The following is a 19,547-nucleotide window of genomic DNA, read 5'->3' as shown; positions in this document are numbered from 1 at the left end:
TCTTACCTCGTAAAGCGGCTCACTGTTGCCGCTCGCTTATCGCAATCAACCGGCAGGGAAAAGCTCCCGACCCAAATCTGAGGCAGAGCTTAGGGCAGGCGGGGGAAAATTCCGTTCCCATTGCGTCTTCCAGCCGCGCATCCCCGTCGTCGTGAGAGAAGACGGCAAGAATCTGATGCCAGAGCGGTCAGACGGCGACCGCGGGCTTCCTTTTCCACTTCCGCCACCGGCTGGGTGTCGTCAGCTCATGGACGATGGCGCCGCCGAGCGCCGAGAAGAGGATGCAGCAGCTGACGAAGATGGGAGCATTCGCCAGGATGTCGATATTCAGATGGACGCAGACCACGCGCAGGACGGCGAGCGTGAAGGCGTGCGTGATATAGATGCTATAGGAGGCGTCGCCGAGATAATTCAGCGAGCCGATCACCGGGAGCTTCGAAAAGTCTATCGATACCGCCGAATAGACGATGACGATAGCGGGAATCCCCCACATGTATGAGCGCATGCTGGCGTCGCACAGCGTCTCGTTGATCAGCAGGAAGGAGAATCCCATCACCAGCGCCGGCCAGGCAACCGTCTGCGGCAACAGGATCTTGTCGAGATAGAGCTTAGCGAGGAGAACGCCGGCCAGGAATTCATAGATGATCGGATCGCCGTAGAATTTGGCGGCCGTCAGCTCGCCCGGCAGGATCCGGCAGAAAAGGATGATGGCCGTCATGGTGCCGAAGAGCGCGGCCATGCGCCATTTCTCGCGCACGAGCAGCAGCAGGCCGAATACGAAATAGAAGAACATTTCGTAGTTCAGCGTCCAGCCGGGGACGACCACGGGGACGGTCAGTGTCGGGTCGGCCGGGTTTTTCCAGGGAAGGAAGAACAGCGAGGCAAAGACATGCGGAAATTCGAAGACCGTCGATTTCAGCAGCGTCGGCGCCACGAGCGCGACACAGGCCGCAAACAGGGTCGCCAGCCAGTAGAGCGGCACGATACGCCGGATGCGGCGGCGGTAGAAATCCAGCGGGCGCACTTCCCGCCCCGTCGTGGTCAGCCACATGACGAAGCCGCTGAGCACGAAGAATATGTCGACGCCAGTCTCGCCGAAGAGGTGGAACACGGTCTGGAAGCCGGGATCGACCTTCGGCACCTGCAGCACCGAATGAAAATAGACGACCATCAGCGCAGCGATGGCACGCAGATACTGCAACTGGACAAGCATCCCGATCCTCACGCGGCCGTAGCCGACGCGAATTGCGGTCAGCCCGGCACCCGGCTTCCATTTAAAGTTTCCGACCGCGCTCGCACGGTACGCGGCTCCTCAGAAGCGCGCATGTAACCGACAAGCAGCCAGAGCAGCCCGGCGATCTTGATGGAAAAGATCGCCGTGCCGCCAATCATCATATTCAGAAAAATGAAAAGAGAGAGTGAATGGGCGCAGCGTCTCTGTGCCGGCGACTTTCCGGCAGGATAAAGGCAGACGAAGAGCCAGAAGACGATCAGGCCGAAGATCGTCGAGCCGTAGATGAGGTAGACGTAGCCGCTGTCGGCGAATTCGCCGATGCGTGAGATCGACAGGCCGAGCATGGACTGGATGTCCAGGTCGAGCATCTTCTTGACCGTGACGCCGATGCGCCCGGTGAAATTGTCGCCGACCTCGTCCGGCTTCATGAAATGCACGAAGAAGCCGATCAGGATGATGAGCGGCATCAGGATGAGGTTGAATACCTTCGGGATCTTCGGAAACAGGAAGTAGCCGACGATGCTGACGCAGGAAAAGATCAGCATGGTGCGGGTGTCGTTGGTGAGCAGGATCAGCAGTATCGTCGATATGAACAGCATCTTCTCGATCTTGCCGAGCTTCGGCCAGAAGGAGAGCAGATAGATGACGCTGACGCCGCAGAAATTGGCAAGCGACACCTGCTCCAGAAAGATCGACGAGGAACGGTGATCGATGAGGCCGAAGGAGAAGCGCCCCTGGAAGCCGAGCGCATTGGCGAAGAGGCCGGTCGTGTTGAAGCTCACTTGCTTGATGCCGCGCGTGCTCTCGAAATATTCGGCGGGATGGAAGATCGTGACGTAAAACGGCGTGCTGACGACTTCGCAGACGAGGAACAAGAGCACCATAAAGCAGGCGATGCGGAAGATGAGCCTCACCGTGCGTTCGCTCGCCCAGCTGCCGATGCCTGCAAAGGCGAAAATGATCAGCACGTTGCGGAACTGATCGATGAAGGTCAGGCGATTGAAAACGGTAATATAGATCGTCACGATCAACGTGAAGACGAGAAAAAGGACAAGCGGCAGATCCTCCTCGTAGATGCCCTTCTTGAAAATAAAGGCCACGCTCGAGATCATCATCAACCCCTCGCAGAGCACGACATGCGAGACCGAAAGCTGCATGATGTTGTGATTGATATAGGCGAGGATGCAGTTGTAGAGCACCGAAAACAGCGTGATTGCCAGGATCGGATAATCGACGCGTTCTTTGTCGGGGAGGCTCTTCATCTGTTGTCCGGGGCTGCGGCGACCTTTCAAGGCCGACATTACGATGCCGGCGCAAAGATAGCAGCCTCGTGATTCGCGACAAAGCGCTATCCGCCCGGCCATCGGCCGCGCTATCGATCAGCCGGCCGGTTTGACGGCGGCGCAGTTTGCTGCAAGCGGCGTCTTCTTGCCGATCGCGGTGGTGATCGTCTTCATCTGCGGCCGGTCTTTGCCGTTTCGTGGTTGGACATTCAGAGGCTCCTGCGGCGGCCACCACTCGCCAGCCGCCCAATAAGTCCAGCCGAGCCACACATCGCTGTTGTCGGCCATGATGCCGAAGACCGCCTTCAGGCCGTTAAGGCAGGGCTCGCTTCCGGGCACGCCGAATTCGCCGAGAAAGCCGCGCTTGCCGTTCTGGCGCAGCCAGTTCGTGACATCGCTCAATCCCTTTTGCGCGGCGTCGCTGCCGTCGCAGACCGGATGCGTCCCGGAACTGTCGGCGTCAAGATATTGATGAAACTCGAAGGCGTAGAAATCGAGCGGATCCTTGACGCCGAGCATGACCGTGCCATTGGCACCGCCACCCAGCCGATCGACCTCCCAGCTCGCAGCGCCAGTCCAGTTCGTGCCGGGCACGAGGATGAGATTGCGCGCACCGACCGTACGGATGCTGCGGATGGCCGTATTGGCCGCCTCCAGCCAGTCGGGCGCCTTGATATCGTGCGGCTCGTTCATCAGGCCGAACAGGACACCCTTGCGATTGGCGAATTCGATGGCAAGCCGCGCCCAGAAATCGCCGAATGCGAGATCCGTCGCCGGTGCCTGCGTCACCTGCACCTTGTCGTAATAGCCGAAATTATGCGGATCGAGGACGACGGCCATGCCGTGCTTTTGAATGAGATCGACGGCATCCTTCAGCCTCTGCAGTTCCGCCCCGTCGAAAGGCTGGCCGAGCACGGGTTGCAAGCGCTCCCAGCGGAAGGGCAGACGCACGACATTCGTGCCCTTGCCAGCGAAGTAACGCACGGTCTCTTCCGACGGATAGGTGTAGTTGACGCCGAGCGCGCCGTCGCGGTCGCCATATTCGGCGCCGGAGAGATTGATGCCGCGATAGCAGAGCTGCGATGCGGCAAACCCGTTGCCGGCCGGCAAGGCGGAAGCAAAAGCCACCGTCGCGGCAAACAGGCAACGCAACAGTCTCGTCTTCGGTCCGGCCATGGCACGCTCCTGCTTTGAAGGCGTCATTTTCATAGGGACCATCCTGTTGAGCAATGGTGAATGCAAACGGCTCACCGGTTCCCGATTCGTTACTTCCTGTGAGCGTCCTTAATGTTCCGTTAGCCAAACATTTCTAAACTTGCGGCATCTGCCGGGCGCGACTTGCCCGCAGAGCGTTGAAAGCCTGACATGAGCTCAATGGAACGAAGCAAACGATCGGACCAACTTCCGGGTTGGCGTGGCATTGAGCCGTCTGACGAGCAGCGTCAGGGCTTGCGTCCGCGCAGCCCGCTGCTGCGCCCGCGCGACTTCGTTACCGAGGCGGAGCCGGCAAGTAGAGCAGCCGCCCGCGCACCGGAGCAAACAAAACGCGAATTCCAGGCGGAAACAATCCAGTCGCCCGCAGCCAAGGCGCCCATAGCCAAGCCGATTGCAGCGCCGGTCGCGGCGTCCGTGGCGGAGCCCGTCGCCGTTGCCGTTGCCGCGCCGCCGGCCGATATGCAGCCGCTGCCCGCTGCAAGTGCCGATACGCCCTTGCTCGACCTGCGCAGTGCGGTTCGCGCGATTTGGGGCAAGAAACGTTTGGTTGTCGCACTGGCGCTGGTCGGCGCCGTCCTGGGCGCGGGCGCCATTCGGTTGGTACCGCAGAAATTCTCCGCCGCAACCAGTCTCTATTTCGATCCTCGACCTGCCGGCAACGCCGATTCCTCGCAGCAGGCGCCGACGGCACCCGAGCTGATCCTGACGATGATCGACAGTCAGACGCAGATCCTGTCTTCGGGCCGGGTGCTTGGCCATGTCGTCGACGCTTTGAAGCTCGATCGTGATCCACAGTTCAACGGAGGCACGACGGGCGACACCGCCAAATATGTCGCGACGGCAACGCTGGCGAAGGCAGTGCAGATCGCCCGCGAGGCGAGCACCTATGTCGTGACGTTGAAGGTGACGACGCGCGATCCGCAAAAATCGGCCACGATTGCCAACCAGCTCGTCTCTTCCTTCATGCAGGAAGAGAGCAAGGCGGCTGCCAGCAGCTACAAGACCAGCAACACCGCATTGGACAGCCGGCTCGACGATCTGCGTCAGCAGGTGCTTGCAGCTGAAAAAGCAGTCGAAACCTATCGCGCCGACAACGATATCGTCGCCGTCGAGGGCAATCTGATTTCCGACAAGCGCCTGACTGCGCTCAACGACATGCTGGTGACCGCGCAGCAGAAGACGATCGAGGCGAAGGCGCGTGCCGATGCCGCCGGCAAGCTGAGCTTCGAGGATGTGGTCTCCAACAATCCGGCGGCCAGCGCTACATCAACGGCCTTGAGCAGTCTGCGCCAGCAATATGCGGCGCTTGCCGCCAATGTCGGCAGCCTGCAAAGCCTGCTCGGCGCCCGCCATCCCCGCCTGCTCGCCGCCAAGTCGTCACTGGACAGCCTGGGAGCTGAAATCCGCAACGAATTGCAGCGGCAGATGACCTCGGCGCGCTCCGACTACGAGCAGGCGCAGAGGGCCGAACAGGACATCGGCAAGGAATTGACGGTGCAGAAGGCATCTCAGGTCAATACGTCGGGCAAGCTCGTCGGCCTCAACGAGCTGCAGCGCAAGGCCACTGCCGCCCGCGATCTCTACGAATCTCTTCTGAAGCGCTCCGGTCAGACCAGCGATGCGCAGGATCTGTCGCGCAGCAATATTCGCGTCATCTCCGAAGCGGAGCCACCGCTGACGGCGGATGGGCCGAGCCGCAAGGTGATGATGGTGGCCGGGTTCATTGCCGGCGCGATCTTCGGTGCCGGGATCGGCATGGCCTTTGCCATCCTCCTTGGCCTATTTCGGCACCCCATTGTCCGCAGCTATCTCGGCAAGTGACCTTTTCTCAACTTTCTGCACTGGCAGCGTCTTCAACGTCGAGGATGCAATTGTGCGCCGGCTGTTCTACATGTAAGTCGGCGCTGGAATGAATTGAGACCCGCTAATGAAAGTGCGATACGATCATTGTACGTCATGCGGCGCATCGTGAGACAATCTATGCGAGAGAAGCAGCGTACCGCTTTGATGACCGGCACCAAGGGGAACTGACCGATGGTGCCCGCGGATAAGCTCGTTCTGCCGTTTCTGGCATTGCCGCGCCCAACCAAGCGCGCGCTCGCCTTGCTTGTCGATGCCAGCCTCTGCGTGCTGACGGTCTGGTTCGCCTACTGCCTGCGCCTCGACGATTGGGTCATCCTGGAAGGCATCGAGTGGCTGCCCGCCATCGTCTCGCTTCTTGTCGCCATCCCCATCTTCATCGTGCTGGGCCTCTATCGCGCCATCTTCCGGTACGCCGGTCTGTCGGCCTTCGTGACCGTCGTCAAGGCGGTGGCGATCTATGCGCTCGCCTTCATGACGATTTTCACGGCGATCAGCGTGCCGGGCGTGCCGCGCACGGTCGGTATATTGCAGCCCTTGCTGCTGCTGATCGCAATCGGCCTGTCTCGCATGTGGACTCGCTATTGGCTCGGCAATGCCTATCAGCGGCTTCTGAACCGCAATCAACTCGCCAAGGTATTGATCTACGGCGCCGGTGCTTCGGGCCGGCAGCTTGCGGGCGCTCTTGCCAATAGCGCCGAACTGAATGTGGTCGGCTATCTCGACGATGATCGAAACATGCACGGCAGCATCATGGGCGGCCTGCCCATCTACAACCCGGCCGACCTTCCGGCGCTTGCCGCTTCGGGTGACATCAAGGACGTGCTTTTGGCCTTGCCGAATGCGACGCGGCAGCGACGCAATGAAATTCTCGAAAACATGCGCAAGGCGCGCGTCACCGTACGCACCATGCCGGATCTGACGGCGCTAGCGCAGGGGCGCGTCGCCGTCTCCGACCTGCGCGAACTCGATATCGAGGATCTGCTCGGCCGCAACGTCATCGCTCCCGACCGGGCTCTGATCGAGAAAAACATCCGCGGCAAGGTGGTCATGGTGACCGGCGCGGGCGGATCGATCGGCAGCGAGCTTTGCCGTCAGATCCTGAAGAATGGGCCATCTTCCCTGCTGCTGGTGGAGCAGAGCGAATTCGGCCTCTATGCCATTCACGGCGAGCTGGAGAAGTCGGCGGCCTCTGCCGGACAAGCCGACATTCGCATCATCCCCTTCCTCGCCTCCGTCCGAGACGGCCAGCGGATCAGGCAGATCATGGAGGCATGGCGGCCGAAGACCGTCTATCACGCGGCCGCCTACAAGCATGTGCCGCTCGTCGAATACAATCCCGTCGAAGGCATCCGCAACAACGTGCTCGGGACGCTGATAACGGCGGAAGCAGCCCGCAAGCACGGGGTGGAGAACTTCGTCCTCATCAGCACCGACAAGGCGGTGCGGCCGACCAACATCATGGGCGCCAGCAAGCGGCTGGCGGAAATGGTGCTGCAGGCGATGGATGCCGATCGGAAGCCAGGCACGGACGGCACGCATTTCGCCATGGTCCGCTTCGGCAACGTCCTTGGTTCCTCCGGCTCCGTCGTACCGCTCTTCCGCCAGCAGATCCGCGATGGCGGTCCGATCACGCTGACACATCCGGAAATAACCCGCTATTTCATGACCATCCCCGAAGCATCGCAGCTGGTGATCCAGGCCGGCGCGATGTCGGGAGGCGGCGACGTCTTTCTGCTTGATATGGGTGAGCCGGTGCGCATTGCCGATCTGGCCCGTCGCATGGTGGAACTATCCGGCCTGACCGTGCGGGATGCGGATGAGCCCGATGGCGATATCGAGCTGGAAATCACCGGGCTGCGGCCGGGTGAGAAACTCTACGAGGAATTGCTGATCGGCGACAACCCGCAGCCAACGAGCCATCCGCGCATCATGCAGGCCAAAGAGGATTTCCTGCCCTGGCTGGAGCTTTCAAAGCGGCTTTCCGCACTCGAGGCGGCGTTGAACGAAAACGACATACCCTTGGCGAGAGCCTTGCTGGAAAAGCTCGTCTCCGGCTACGCGCCAAGCAGTGAAGTGGTGGATCTGGTCTATCGCGAACGAGAAACGGACCTGGCGGTCGACCGGCCGGACCTCGACAACGTCGTGCCGCTATAGAGCATGTTCGACCGCATGTTGCGGTTTTCATCCAGACCGATGGCAGATGGCGAAACGGAACGGTCGAACGCTTCTGTGCGGCGCCGATCGCCTGATCTCCGCATCAGGTGAGTTCGTTTACCGCTTGACGCCGATGGCGTAACGCCAGCGGCGCAGCTGGTCGCAGGTGCGGAACCAGTGCGCCGTCACCCGTAGCAGGAAATGCCGCTTTACGGCGCGATAGTGCACGCGCTTGCCGATTGTTGTATCGGCGCGATGCGGGCTGAATTCCACGAGATTTTCCTGGGTCGTAAACGTCTCGACACCGGTGGACCAGCCGCGCTCGAGGGCGACGTCGTAGGGAAGCAGCAGGGGCTTCAGCGTCACCAGCAGGTTCATGGCGGCTTTGCGGTTGACGATATAGCAGGCGGCCGAGCCCTGCGGACCGTGCATGCAGCGGCCGACGACATCCTTTTCGGTGGTCTCGCCTACCGGTTTGAAGCCCACCAGGCGATGATTGACGAGCTTGACGAGGCGTGCGCCGCTGACACTCTCCATTGCAGCGATAGCGCGCGGGATCAGCCTCTCGTTGAGATCGACGTCGTCTTCCATGATGATGGCCATCTTGTCGCCGGTGGCGACGAATTGCTCAAGAGCGAGCAGATGGCTGCGATAACAGCCATACTCGCCCGGCAGAAGCTGGCGGCCATTATAGTAGATGAACGAGCCGGGCTGAAAATCGACGCGATCCTTCTCCTCAATTGCCCGACCGTCGATTCCCGGAACCCGCGTGACGTTCAGATCGTATTCCGCCGCCTGGCTGCTCAAACGCTCCCACCGATCGCGGGAGCGATCGAGGTTGATGATATAGATGCGCACCTGCTGGGCGCTGTCGTCAGCAAGCATGGGGTTGATCATGTGAGGGGGGCGATCAATCTGTTCGAGAATGACTTTTACTCCTGCAAACAGAAATCGTGTCGACAGTTACTGGAATGGCGGTTTTGCTACTATATAACATGCTTACGAATTGTCGCAAATTCCGATTGCTCGCCTGCGTTGCATTTGGGGATAAAAGCATTTCGTTTGGTGTAACGAAGCGTGAATACCGCCGTCCCGCCCCAGGAGCCTGCGCCTGCCGGCGTCATTGAAAGGGTGTTCGGTTGGCGGTTGGCGCGTGGCGCTGGCCTTACTATATTGGAAACATGCGGCGTGCGGTTGTTGCGCTTGCATGGGTAAAGGAGCCTAGCAATTCATGTGGAACAAATCGAAGATTGCCATTGCTGCTCTGTTCCTTGCTGGAGCCATGCCGGTAGCGGCACTGGCAGACAATCCGCTTCTCCCCAAGCCGTATGTCGCTCCCGTCTATCCCTACAGGAATCTGCCAGGGGTGACAGCGCCCAAAATGGCGGCCGATGAGCAATTCGAATGCCGCACGACGACAGTGCATTCGGATGAGTTCTATAGAGGTTTTTACTATCGCGGCCTGCCGCGCCTGGGCTATGTCTGTGAGCAAAACGGCGTCATTTCCACCAGCACCAGGAAGCCGAACTATCAATATTGGCAGTATAACAGCCAAGACCGATAAGACGGCGCGGACGGACCTGCTGAAATAAGCGGCAATGCAGTCAAACCAGGCGCAGCTTCATGCTTGAAGGCTGCGCTTTTTTAGACTGTGATCTGAAAATAAATTTCATGTTTCCGTGTAAATGCGCGAACGTCGTTGACGAATGCGAAAAATTGCCCCAAGATTACGAAAATAAATTACGTAATGGGAACTCAAAAGCATGCGAGTTGGAATCATTGGGCTGGGATTCCGCCTGGGTTATCTGGGCTATGTGTTCAAGGCGATCGATGAGAGCTTCGAGATTGCCGGTTATGTCGATCCGGAACCCGCTGGCCTGCCTGGTTTGATCGAGCAGGGCATTTCCGCCGGAAAGGCCTATGCCACTCCACAAGAGCTGATTGCGAATGAAAAGATGGATTTGTTGATGATCGGTTCGCCGAACCATCTGCATCTCGAGCATATCCGCATCGGCCTCGAAGCCGGCCTCAAGATTTTCTGCGAAAAGCCGATCGTTACGACCATCCAGGATAGCATCGAGCTTGCTCGGCTGATGGCCAAGTTCGGCCATGAACGGCTGATGGTCGGTCTCGTCCTGCGCTACTCGCCCATGTACCGCGATCTGCTGGTCGCCCAGGCCGAAGGAAAGCTCGGCCATGTCGTTTCCATCGAAGCGTCCGAACATATCGAGCCCTATCATGGCGCCTTCTTCATGCGCGACTGGCGCCGCTACCAGCATTATTCCGGCAGCTTCATGCTGGAGAAGTGCTGCCACGATCTCGACCTCTACAACGGCGTCGTCGGCGCGCGGCCGGAGCGGGTTGCAAGCTTCGGCGGCCGCAAAAGCTTCATTCCGGAAAACGATCCGGCACGGGAAGGCATCAACGACCTCGAGCTTTTCCACCGCAAGCCGAGCGGCTGGATGGGATCGGACAAGGTCTTCGACAGCGATGGCGACATCATCGACTATCAGGTCGCGATCGTCGAATACGCCAACGGCGTCGGCATGAATTTCCACACCAATCTGAACGTGCCGGACCAGTTCCGCCGCTTTGCCATCATGGGCTCGCGTGGTATGGCAGAAGGCGACTTCATCCGCGGTTATTTCAATGTTCACGAGATGCTGACCGGCAAAAAGGTGATCGAAAAGACCTATGCGACGCGCACGACGCTTTCGCAGCACTACGGAGCCGATGAACAGATGGCTGCCGATATCATCGCGCACGTCAAGACGGGCCTGCACCTGCCGGTGTCGACCCAGAATGCGCTTGAGGCGGGCATTCTGGCGCTCTCGATGGACGAGGCGCGCATGAAGAGGACTGTCGTCGATCTCCGACCGATCTGGGACGAGTTCGACGAAGCGCTCTATTCAAAAGTAGCCTAGGGAGGGGCGCAAGATGGGTGTTCAACGCAGCACAGTCATCTTCGCTTGGATCCTTCTCTTTCCAGCCCTTCTTTATGTCATCGTCATCGTCGCCTATCCGCTAGTCGACACTGTTGTCCTGTCCTTCACCGACGCGTCGTTGAAGAAGGTGACGAATTGGGTCGGCTTTGAGAATTATGCGAAGATTTTCAACGACACTTTCGCGGGCGTCATCGTCCGCACCTTCATCTGGACGTTCTTCTCCGTGTCGATCAAGATGATCATCGGCACGTTGGGGGCGGCGCTTTTGAATTCGGCAGTTCCGGGTCGGTCGCTTTTCCGGGTGCTGACCATGCCTCCCTGGGTTGTGCCGATGGCGATCGGCATCTTCATGTGGGGCTGGATGTATAATGGCCAGTTCGGCATGATTTCAGGCCTGCTGCAGCGTTTCGGCATCGTCGGCAGCCCGGTGGCGTTCCTTGCTTACGGTAGCTCGGCCTTCTGGGCGACGATCGTCACCGACGTCTGGATCGGCGTGCCGATGGTCACTCTTTATATGCTGGCGGCTATGCAGGCGATCCCGCATGATCTCTATGAGGCCGCCTGGACGGATGGCGCCGGTCGCTTCTATCGCTTCCGCCGCATCACCCTGCCGCTGCTGGTGCCCTCGCTGGTCACCATGTCGATGCTGTCGCTGATCGCCACCTTCAACTCCTTCGACATCATCTGGATTTTGACCCGCGGCGGCCCGAACGGCGAAACGACGACGATGATCATTGACACCTATCGCACCGCGATCGGCTCCTACAAATATGGTGAGGGTGCCGCCCGCGCAGTGTTGATCTGCATCTTCCTGTCGATCTTCTGCCTTGCCTATTTCCGCCTGACCAGCCGCTTTTCCACGGGAGCCAAGCAGCGATGAGCCAGCCTTCGATGATCAATCGCTACAAGTGGTACGAGCTCATCGGCATTTATGCCGGAATCCTGCTGTTCCTGACTTTCGTGCTGGCGCCCTTCGTCGAGGGGTTCCTGGTCTCGCTGAAGCCGCTCAGCCAGCTTTTCTCGTCGCCTTACCGCTTCATTCCCGAGAACGGCTCGTTCGCGGCCTATCGGACGATGTGGACCAGCGTGCCCGGCTTCGGCTGGTATATCTTCAACTCGTTCCTGATTTCCGGCGTGAGCACTATTATCGTGCTGATCCTCGTGGTGCCGGCGGCCTATGCCTTCGCACGTTTCGAGTTCAGAGGCTCCGGCCTGCTGCTCGGTGCCTTCCTGGCGGTCAACATGTTTTCTGGCGCCGTGCTGTTGATTCCGCTGTTCCGGCTCATGCGCTCCTTCGGCGTGCTGAACACCTATTTTGCCATGATCATACCGGGTGTCGCTTTCCTCATTCCCTCCGGGATCTGGTTGCTGCGCACCTATATGATGCGCATTCCGAAAGAGCTCGACGAGGCGGCCTTTGTTGATGGTGCCAGCCATTTCTATACGCTGCGTCGCGTCATCCTGCCGATCGCCATGCCAGGCATCACCGTCGTCGCCATCACCACTTTCATCGGTTCCTACGCACAACAGTTCATCTATGCGCTCACCTTCAATTCGAAGACCGAATACATGCCGCTGCCGGTGGGCCTCTTTGCCTATTTCGGCCGGCAGGAGGTCGTCTGGAACGAACTCATGGCCGCAAGCTTCGTCGGTATCGCGCCGGCGCTGGTCGTGATCTTCTTCCTACAACGGTATCTCGTCAGCGGTCTGACCGCTGGCGCGGTGAAGCAATAAAATCAATCAACCACCAGAGAACGGGAGCTTAAACGTGACATTCCATTTCAAAACGGGGCTGCTTGCGCTGGCCTTGCTCGGCTCCACAGCGCTTGGCGCCGTGACGGCCCATGCCGCCGACAAGGAGATCAGCTGGATCTATTGCGGCGACAGCATCGACCCGATCCATGTGAAATATATCAAGCAATGGGAAGACAAGAATCCGGGTTGGGCAGTCAAGCCTGAAGTCGTTGGCTGGGAGCAGTGCCAGGACAAGGCAACGACGCTCGCTGCAGCCGGCACGCCGGTCTCCATGGCCTATGTCGGCTCGCGCACGCTCAAGCAGTTCGCCGAGAACGATCTCATCGTTCCGGTCCCGATGACGGATGCGGAAAAGAAGACCTACTATCCGAACATCGTCGATACCGTCACCTATGACGGTCAGCAGTGGGGCGTGCCGATCGCGTTCTCGACCAAGGCGCTCTACTGGAACAAGGACCTCTTCAAGAAGGCGGGCCTCGATCCGGAAAAGCCGCCGACCACCTGGGCTGAGGAAATTGCCGACGCCAAGGCAATCAAGGAAAAGACCGGCGTTCCCGGCTACGGCCTGTCGGCCAAGACCTTCGACAACACCATGCACCAGTTCCTGCACTGGATTTACAGCAACAACGGCAAGGTGATCGACGGCAACAAGGTCGTCCTCAACAGCCCTGAAGTGCTGGCCGCGCTTCAGGCCTACAAGGACATCACGCCTTACTCCGTCGAAGGACCGACGGCTTACGAGCAGAACGAAATGCGCGCCATCTTCCTGGATGGCAAGGTCGGCATGATCCAGGCTGGTTCGGGTGCTGCCTATCGCCTGAAGGAAACGAAGATCAACTGGGGCGTCGCTCCGCTGCCGCTCGGCCCGTCGGCCAAGGGTCAGGGCACGCTGCTCATCACCGATAGCCTTGCCGTCTTCAAGGGCAGCGGCGTCGAGGACAAGGCGATCGAATTCGCGAAGTTCATCACCTCTCCTGGTCCGCAGGGCGAATACGAACTGCAGGGCGGCGCTGGCCTCACGCCTCTGCGTCCGTCTCCGCAGGTCGACGAGTTCCAGAAGAAGGATCCCTTCTGGAAGCCGTTCATCGACGGTATCAGCTACGGTGGTCCCGAGCCGCTGTTCAAGGATTACAAGGGCTTCCAGAACGTCATGATCGAGATGGTCCAGTCGGTCGTAACGAGCAAGGCCCAGCCTGCGGATGCCCTGAAGAAGGCAGCTGCGGATCTCGAGCAGTACAAGTAAGCCTGCAAGTAACCGGGCCGCGCGCATCGCGCGCGGCCTTTGGAGCCCTGCCCGCCTAGTAGCGGCGCCGCGCGGAGACAGAGTTTGGGAAAGCTGCACCTTAATCAGGTCAAGAAATTCTATGGTCATTTCGAGGTCATCAAGGGCGTCGAGCTTGACGTTACGGACGGTGAATTCATCGTCTTTGTCGGTCCGTCCGGCTGCGGCAAGTCGACCCTGCTGCGTATGATCGCCGGCCTCGACGAGGTGACCAGCGGCGACATCATGATCGATGGCAACCGCGTCAACGATTTGCCGCCGGTCAAGCGCGGCATCGCCATGGTCTTCCAGTCCTATGCTCTCTATCCGCATATGTCGGTGTTCGAGAACATTGCCTTCCCGTTGCGGGTCGAGAAGATGCCGGAAGACAAGCTCAAGGCCAAAGTCGAGCATGCTGCCCGCATTCTGCATCTCGAGCAGCGCTTGCAGCAGAAGCCGGGCATGTTGTCGGGTGGCCAGCGCCAGCGCGTCGCCATCGGCCGCGCCATCGTCCGCGAACCGAAGATCTTTCTTTTCGACGAGCCGTTGTCGAACCTCGATGCCGCTCTGCGCGCCGATATGCGCATTGAGCTGGCGAAGCTGCATCATCAGCTGCAGGCGACCATGATCTATGTGACCCATGATCAGGTCGAAGCCATGACCATGGCCGACCGGATCGTCGTTCTCAATGCCGGCGAGATATCGCAGGTCGGCGCGCCGCTGGAGCTTTATCATAAGCCTGCGAATACGTTCGTCGCACAGTTTATCGGTAATCCGAAGATGAACTTCCTGCCTGTGACGTGCACGAATGTCAGCGATGCCGGCGTCGAGATAGACTACAAGGGCCAGAAGGTGGTGCTGCCTGTGGCACCACGCCAGGGGGCGGTCGGCAAGACGCTGACGCTGGGCATCCGGCCGGAGCATGTCCAGCTCGGTGAGGGCGATCTGACATTGACCATTGTGCCGACCGTAGTCGAGCATCTGGGGGCACAGACGGTTGCCTATGCATCCGCCGAGGGCATCGATGAGAACTTCTGCGCCACGCTGCCCGGCAGCGCTGCTATCCGCCTGGAGGCGCCGCTGAAGACCGGCATCCGCATTGCCGATTGCCACCTCTTCGATGAGAACGGCCAGGCTTTCGAGCGCCGCGTCGAACTCACCGAGATCGACATGGAGCTCTTGAGCTCTACCGCCTCCTAAAGCGCATCGCGGTCTTTCAGATTCGCTTCTTGCGCTTTAGGCCTTTGATTTTGCGCATGTCGTTGTCGCAAAACCGCTGCACACTTTTGCGCGACATGCGTTAAAGCAATTCCAGGAAAAGTGCACAGCGGTTTTCCGTCCGGAATTGCGTCAAACAGACGGTTAGAGTGGGTCAGCGATTCCATGAAACGCTGAGCCGCTCTAACGGAGGCGGTCGTCTGCCGATGCAAGACCGCGCGGACCGCGCAATCTAGGCAGGAACTATAAGACAAAAGAAAACGGCGGCCCGCAGGCAGCCGTTTTCTGTTTAAGGAAAGTGTCTGCGCCTACCAGACCAGGCCGCGAGCCGCCACGTCCTCGACGCGCGTCACCACGCCGTCGCGGTGGAACACCATCTGATCGAACAGATTGGAAACCACGCAGGTGTGATTGGGAATGATGCGGATCTTGTCTCCGATCTGCGGGCGTGCGCCCGTGCAGTTCGACAGATCAATTACGCCATGCTCTTCCGAGAGGCCCTTGATGACGGCTTCCGGGTACTCCACCACCTGGCCGAAATCCGCAAAGCCGAGGAGATCGGAGGTCAACGCCTTCGAACCGGCATCGATGACGGCGCGATCTTCGGTCGGTCGCGAGACGACGGTGGCGAGGATATGCATCGCGCAATCCTCCTCGCGGCAATGGCCGGCCCGCACCATGGAGCGGTCATTATAGATATAAGTTCCGGCACGGTGTTCGGTGGCGGCCGTGACCAGATGGGCTTCGAACAGGCTCGGTGTGCCGCCGTTGCTGACGATCGGGCACTCGATGCCCTGGTTTTTCAGCAGTGCGACGGATTCGGCTAGAAAGGCCTGTGTCGCCGCAGCATTGTTTGGCTTCGGATAGCTCATCAAGCCGCCGAAGACGAGGCCTGGCTTGCCGGCAATATGCTTGCCGAGCGCGGCTGCCTGTTCCGGCGTCTGCACGCCGCATCGGGCACCGCCGGTGTCGCACTCCACCAGCACGGTGAGCGGCTTGCGTTCGGCAAACCAGGCGGAAAGCCCATCGACGGTGACGGTGCTGTCGGCCACAACCTTCAAGCCGGAAATGCGATCGTTCAAGGCCGAGAGGCGAACAAGCTTTTCAGCACCGAGGATGTTGAAGGTGATCAGGATATCTTCGAAGCCCGCGTCGGCGAAGGCTTCGGCCTCGGTGATCTTCTGGCAGTTGATCCCCTTGGCGCCGGCGGCGACCTGGGCGCGCGCGAGCGCCGGAATCTTGTGCGTCTTGATGTGCGGCCGAAAGTTCAGGCCGTGTGCATCCATATAGGATTGCACGCGGGCGATGTTCCCAGCCAGCCGGTCTTCGTCAATGATAGGGCGAGGCGTCGATAGCCCTTCGACCCGGTCGCCGGGCTTAGGGCTGATTTCCGAGGCGATATCATGTGCCATATCAGGCGTCTTTCCGTTCTGCCGCATGCGGATCCGCCACCATCGGCCAGATGTCTTTCCGCGCACGGCGATAAGGGGTACGGGCTGGATTGTTTGGATAGGGCGTTCCGGCCGAGCAGTAAAGGATCTCCGAGGCGATCTTGGAGAAGGATGCATAGAAGTGATTGGTCGATTTGATGACCAGGATCTTCTTAGTCGTGGGGTCGATGCCCATGACCGAGAAAAGGCTCGGGTCGAAGCTTTGGGCGCGCGTCGAATTCAGGATGATGTCGATACCAGCGAGCTGAATATGTGCAGCGTCGCCGAAGGGCGCAAAGCTCTCGCCGAAACGCATCTCGGCATTGGTGACAAGGCGCACGATCTTGACGTGGCCGTCGATGGGGTTGCCGGTGCCCGGCGCCGATTTCGCGCCGAAGCGCAGCGGAATTTCCGCACCTTCGCCGGCTGCCATGCAAATCTGCACGGCCATCGGATCCCAGATCGTGCCGATCGCCGTGTCGGCGGCGCCGCGGTCGAGCAGTTCCTGAAGGACGACGGTGGCGTCTCCCGCCGTGCCGCCGCCCGGATTGTCCCAGAGGTCGGCAATGACGACCGGGCCTGACGTCGCGGCCATGGCCTGGCTGACGGCCTGCTTCTCGTCGATCTGCGGCATGATGAACGTGCCGCGCTTGGAGAAGAGTTCCAGCCCGAGATCGCGGGCGATCGCAGATCCCTTATCCGGCTTATTATCGGTGACGACAAGCAGCTTGGTGCCCATCTCCGGCACATCGCCAGCCATGAAGCCGTGAATGACCGATATCGACAGGATATCGGCATCGCTCTTTTCCATCGCCATGATCTTGTCGACGAAGGAGCGCATCGGCTCGCGCGATGTCGGAAAGACGTCGATCATGCGGCAATCGAACACCGACATCACTGGATTGACGCGGCCTTCGAGCGCATCGATGGCGATGCGCCAGAGATCCTCGGCGCGATCGACGAAATCCGTGTGCGGGAATTCCTTGAAATAAACGAAGAAGTTCGCAGCGGCGAGGCGCTTCTCTGTCAGATGGCTGTGCGGATCGAGTTCGGCGCAAACGAGGATATCCGGCCCGACGATCTCGCGGACGTGCGCGAGGAAATCGCCCTCGGTGTCTTCGTAACCATCGGCGACCATGGCGCCGTGCAACCCGAGCACGACAGCATCGACGGGCATTGCCGCCCGCAGCTGGCCGAGGATTTCGTCCCTGAGCTCTTCATAGGTCAGGCGATTCACCAGTCCGGCCGGATCCGCCCAAGTGGCGGTGCCCTCGATCACTTCCCAGCCCTTTTGCATAGCGATCCGCCGTCCCACAGTGATCGGGGCGGAGCAGAGCGTCGGCGTTTCCGGGTGCATGCCCGGCGGCGCATAAAGAGACGCCTCGAACGCGCGTCGGTCGATGCAGATGGGGGAGAAGGTGTTCGTCTCGGTCGCTAGGGCCGCGGTGAAAATGCGCAATGATGTCGCCTCTATTCCATGGGATTCGGCAGGTAGCCGGTAAAGCCGCTGATCTTCCAGCGTCCCTCATGCAGGCGGCAATAATAGAGCGTCTGCCATTTCAGCACGTCGATGCTGCCATCCGACTTCTTCAGGCTGCCGTTGAACTTCTTGCGCACCAGCGCCATGTCGCCTTCGATCTCGATATCCTCGAGCGTCGTCGTGGTGAAAATGGCCGTGCGTGGATCTTCGGCGAAGGATTGCGTGGCGAAGTCGCGCGCCTGGCGCAGCCACTCGTCGCGATAGGCCGTCAGGGTCGGGAAGGCGAGGCGCCATTTGTCGGGGCTGACTTCACGCCGGCCGTCGATGCCGATGAAGCCCTCTTCGACGAAATCGCCTGCAACGCTCGACCAGTCTGCGGCGAGGAAGGCATCGATATCACGCGTTACGAGCATCTCCCAGATCGCGTGCCTGGCGGCATCGCTGGCGGGGAAGGGATTCTTGAAGGGATCACGCATTGTATCCGCCGTCATTTAAATTCTTTTCATAATTTCCGATTTTCACTGGTCAAATTCTGCTTTCTATGGTCATTTGTCAACGTATCAAGAAAATAATTTGCAGGAATCATATGATGTTTGTCACATGTATGGTTCCCGTCAGATAGGCGCGAAAGGCAAACCGCGCCCCTCGCACACTCGTAAGTAGGCATTGGTGACGAAGTGCGAGATTGAGATGGTTTGCATCGCCTATTAAACATCGGACGTTTAGAACCCAGCGACAGAATAAAGGGGGAGCTGATGGATATCTTCACGACCATGCAGGATGAAAGAGGCCGGCTTTCGCAATCGGAAATCCGCATCGCCGACATCGTCCTCAACGACTTCGAATTCGCCGTCAACGCTTCCATCATCGAGCTCGCCGGCAAGGCGGATGTCTCGCCGCCGACCGTCACCCGGTTCTGCCGCCGTCTCGGCTGCGAAAGCTTCTCCGATTTCAAGGTGCAGCTGGCCCGCACCGCCTATGTCGGCATGCGCTACCTCAAGCCCGAGCCGAAGAGCATAGCGCCCGCCGATGTCGCCCAGGACATTATTACCAAGGCGCAGAATGCGCTCTTTCTGCTGCATCGCGGGCTGGACGTGGCTGCCATCGAGCAGGCGGCAAACAGGCTTGCCGACGCGGAGATGATCTACGCCTTCGGCTCCGGCGGCAATTCCTCGATGATCGCCAGCGAGATACAGAACCGTCTCTTCCGGCTCGGCCTGCGCATTACCTCGAGTTCCGACCACAGCATGCAGCTGATGATGGCCGCTGCTGCCAAGCCGACGGATGTGTTGATAGGCTCTTCCTTTTCCGGTCGCAATGCCGAGCTGGTGCGCGCCTTCACGCTGGCGCGCGAGGCCAAGGTGCCGACCATCGCACTGACACAAAGCGGAAGCCCCGTGGCGCATGTCGCCGATATCACTGTGCCGATCGATCTGCCGGAAGGCGACAATATCTATAGGCCGACATCGACGCGCATCGCCTATTTGGCCGTGCTCGACATCCTCGCCAGCCTCGTCGCCTATCGCCTTCGTCCGCAAGCCACGGTGATATTGCGCCGTATCAAGCAGCAGCTTGTCACCCATCGCGATGGCGACGACCGTCAGCTTCTTGGGGACTAGAGCAATTCCAGCAAAAGTGCGCAGCGGTTTTGCGTCCGGAATTGCGCAGAGAAAAACAACAAACAGCGGCGGACGCCCGCCGCTCGGGAA

General features: G+C 59.7%; 16 protein-coding genes. 9 read left to right on the top strand and 7 right to left on the bottom strand.

What is annotated here, in order from left to right; all coding sequences use genetic code 11:
• Positions 1–187: 187 nt before the first annotated feature.
• The 3 genes from GA0061102_RS01870 to GA0061102_RS01860 all read right to left on the bottom strand — a co-directional run bounded on the left by GA0061102_RS01870 (position 188) and on the right by GA0061102_RS01860 (position 3,693).
• The gene (locus tag GA0061102_RS01870) at positions 188–1,213 is read right to left on the bottom strand and encodes an acyltransferase family protein (protein WP_092843468.1); all 1,026 of its coding nucleotides are present in this window, start codon (positions 1,211–1,213) and stop codon (positions 188–190) included.
• 38 nt (positions 1,214–1,251) lie between these two features.
• Complete coding sequence (locus GA0061102_RS01865; RefSeq protein ID WP_092843466.1) at positions 1,252–2,496, bottom strand: hypothetical protein; 1,245 nt, start codon at positions 2,494–2,496, stop codon at positions 1,252–1,254.
• A gap of 117 nt (positions 2,497–2,613) precedes the next feature.
• Positions 2,614–3,693, bottom strand: a complete 1,080-nt coding sequence (locus tag GA0061102_RS01860; protein ID WP_092843696.1) for a glycoside hydrolase family 5 protein — start codon at positions 3,691–3,693, stop codon at positions 2,614–2,616.
• Positions 3,694–3,882: 189 nt separating this feature from the next.
• On the opposite strand from GA0061102_RS01860, the gene GA0061102_RS01855 reads away from it, so the two are divergent.
• Positions 3,883–5,553 carry a GumC family protein gene (locus GA0061102_RS01855; RefSeq protein ID WP_092843464.1) on the top strand — a complete coding sequence of 557 codons (1,671 nt, stop codon included), beginning with the start codon at positions 3,883–3,885 and terminating at the stop codon, positions 5,551–5,553.
• Positions 5,554–5,766: 213 nt separating this feature from the next.
• Entirely contained in the window at positions 5,767–7,749 is a 1,983-nt protein-coding gene (locus GA0061102_RS01850; protein WP_092843462.1) for a polysaccharide biosynthesis protein, read from the top strand.
• A gap of 117 nt (positions 7,750–7,866) precedes the next feature.
• On the opposite strand, the gene GA0061102_RS01845 is transcribed toward GA0061102_RS01850, so the two are convergent.
• On the bottom strand, positions 7,867–8,634 hold the full coding sequence (locus GA0061102_RS01845; protein WP_245297893.1) for a glycosyltransferase family 25 protein: 768 nt from the start codon (positions 8,632–8,634) through the stop codon (positions 7,867–7,869).
• A gap of 346 nt (positions 8,635–8,980) precedes the next feature.
• Here GA0061102_RS01845 and GA0061102_RS01840 point away from each other — a divergent pair, with 346 nt between their 5' ends.
• From GA0061102_RS01840 to GA0061102_RS01815, 6 genes are all read left to right on the top strand, one after another.
• Positions 8,981–9,313, top strand: coding sequence for a hypothetical protein (locus tag GA0061102_RS01840; RefSeq protein ID WP_092843458.1), 333 nt, complete (start codon positions 8,981–8,983; stop codon positions 9,311–9,313).
• Between the two features lie 199 nt (positions 9,314–9,512).
• The gene (locus GA0061102_RS01835) at positions 9,513–10,673 is read left to right on the top strand and encodes a Gfo/Idh/MocA family protein (protein ID WP_092843456.1); all 1,161 of its coding nucleotides are present in this window, start codon (positions 9,513–9,515) and stop codon (positions 10,671–10,673) included.
• Between the two features lie 13 nt (positions 10,674–10,686).
• Entirely contained in the window at positions 10,687–11,574 is an 888-nt protein-coding gene (locus tag GA0061102_RS01830) for a carbohydrate ABC transporter permease (RefSeq protein ID WP_092843454.1), read from the top strand.
• Entirely contained in the window at positions 11,571–12,428 is an 858-nt protein-coding gene (locus tag GA0061102_RS01825) for a carbohydrate ABC transporter permease (protein ID WP_092843452.1), read from the top strand. Before GA0061102_RS01830 ends, GA0061102_RS01825 begins: the two co-directional genes overlap by 4 nt.
• Before the next feature lie 34 nt (positions 12,429–12,462).
• On the top strand, positions 12,463–13,692 hold the full coding sequence (locus GA0061102_RS01820; RefSeq protein WP_092843450.1) for an ABC transporter substrate-binding protein: 1,230 nt from the start codon (positions 12,463–12,465) through the stop codon (positions 13,690–13,692).
• 84 nt (positions 13,693–13,776) lie between these two features.
• Positions 13,777–14,910, top strand: a complete 1,134-nt coding sequence (locus GA0061102_RS01815; protein WP_092843448.1) for an ABC transporter ATP-binding protein — start codon at positions 13,777–13,779, stop codon at positions 14,908–14,910.
• A gap of 326 nt (positions 14,911–15,236) precedes the next feature.
• On the opposite strand, the gene GA0061102_RS01810 is transcribed toward GA0061102_RS01815, so the two are convergent.
• The 3 genes from GA0061102_RS01810 to GA0061102_RS01800 are packed head-to-tail and all read right to left on the bottom strand — an operon-like array spanning position 15,237 to position 18,314.
• Entirely contained in the window at positions 15,237–16,340 is a 1,104-nt protein-coding gene (locus GA0061102_RS01810) for a D-TA family PLP-dependent enzyme (RefSeq protein ID WP_092843446.1), read from the bottom strand.
• A gap of 1 nt (position 16,341) precedes the next feature.
• Complete coding sequence (locus GA0061102_RS01805) at positions 16,342–17,817, bottom strand: M81 family metallopeptidase (protein ID WP_092843444.1); 1,476 nt, start codon at positions 17,815–17,817, stop codon at positions 16,342–16,344.
• 11 nt (positions 17,818–17,828) lie between these two features.
• Positions 17,829–18,314, bottom strand: coding sequence for a hypothetical protein (locus tag GA0061102_RS01800; RefSeq protein WP_092843694.1), 486 nt, complete (start codon positions 18,312–18,314; stop codon positions 17,829–17,831).
• 279 nt (positions 18,315–18,593) lie between these two features.
• Here GA0061102_RS01800 and GA0061102_RS01795 point away from each other — a divergent pair, with 279 nt between their 5' ends.
• Positions 18,594–19,457, top strand: a complete 864-nt coding sequence (locus GA0061102_RS01795; protein ID WP_092843442.1) for a MurR/RpiR family transcriptional regulator — start codon at positions 18,594–18,596, stop codon at positions 19,455–19,457.
• Positions 19,458–19,547 lie beyond the last annotated feature (90 nt).

The organism is Martinezella miluonensis (genome assembly GCF_900094545.1).
Classification (GTDB): domain Bacteria; phylum Pseudomonadota; class Alphaproteobacteria; order Rhizobiales; family Rhizobiaceae; genus Rhizobium; species Rhizobium miluonense.
Note: the sequence above shows the minus strand (reverse complement) of the source record. Positions and strands in the feature narration are given on the sequence as shown.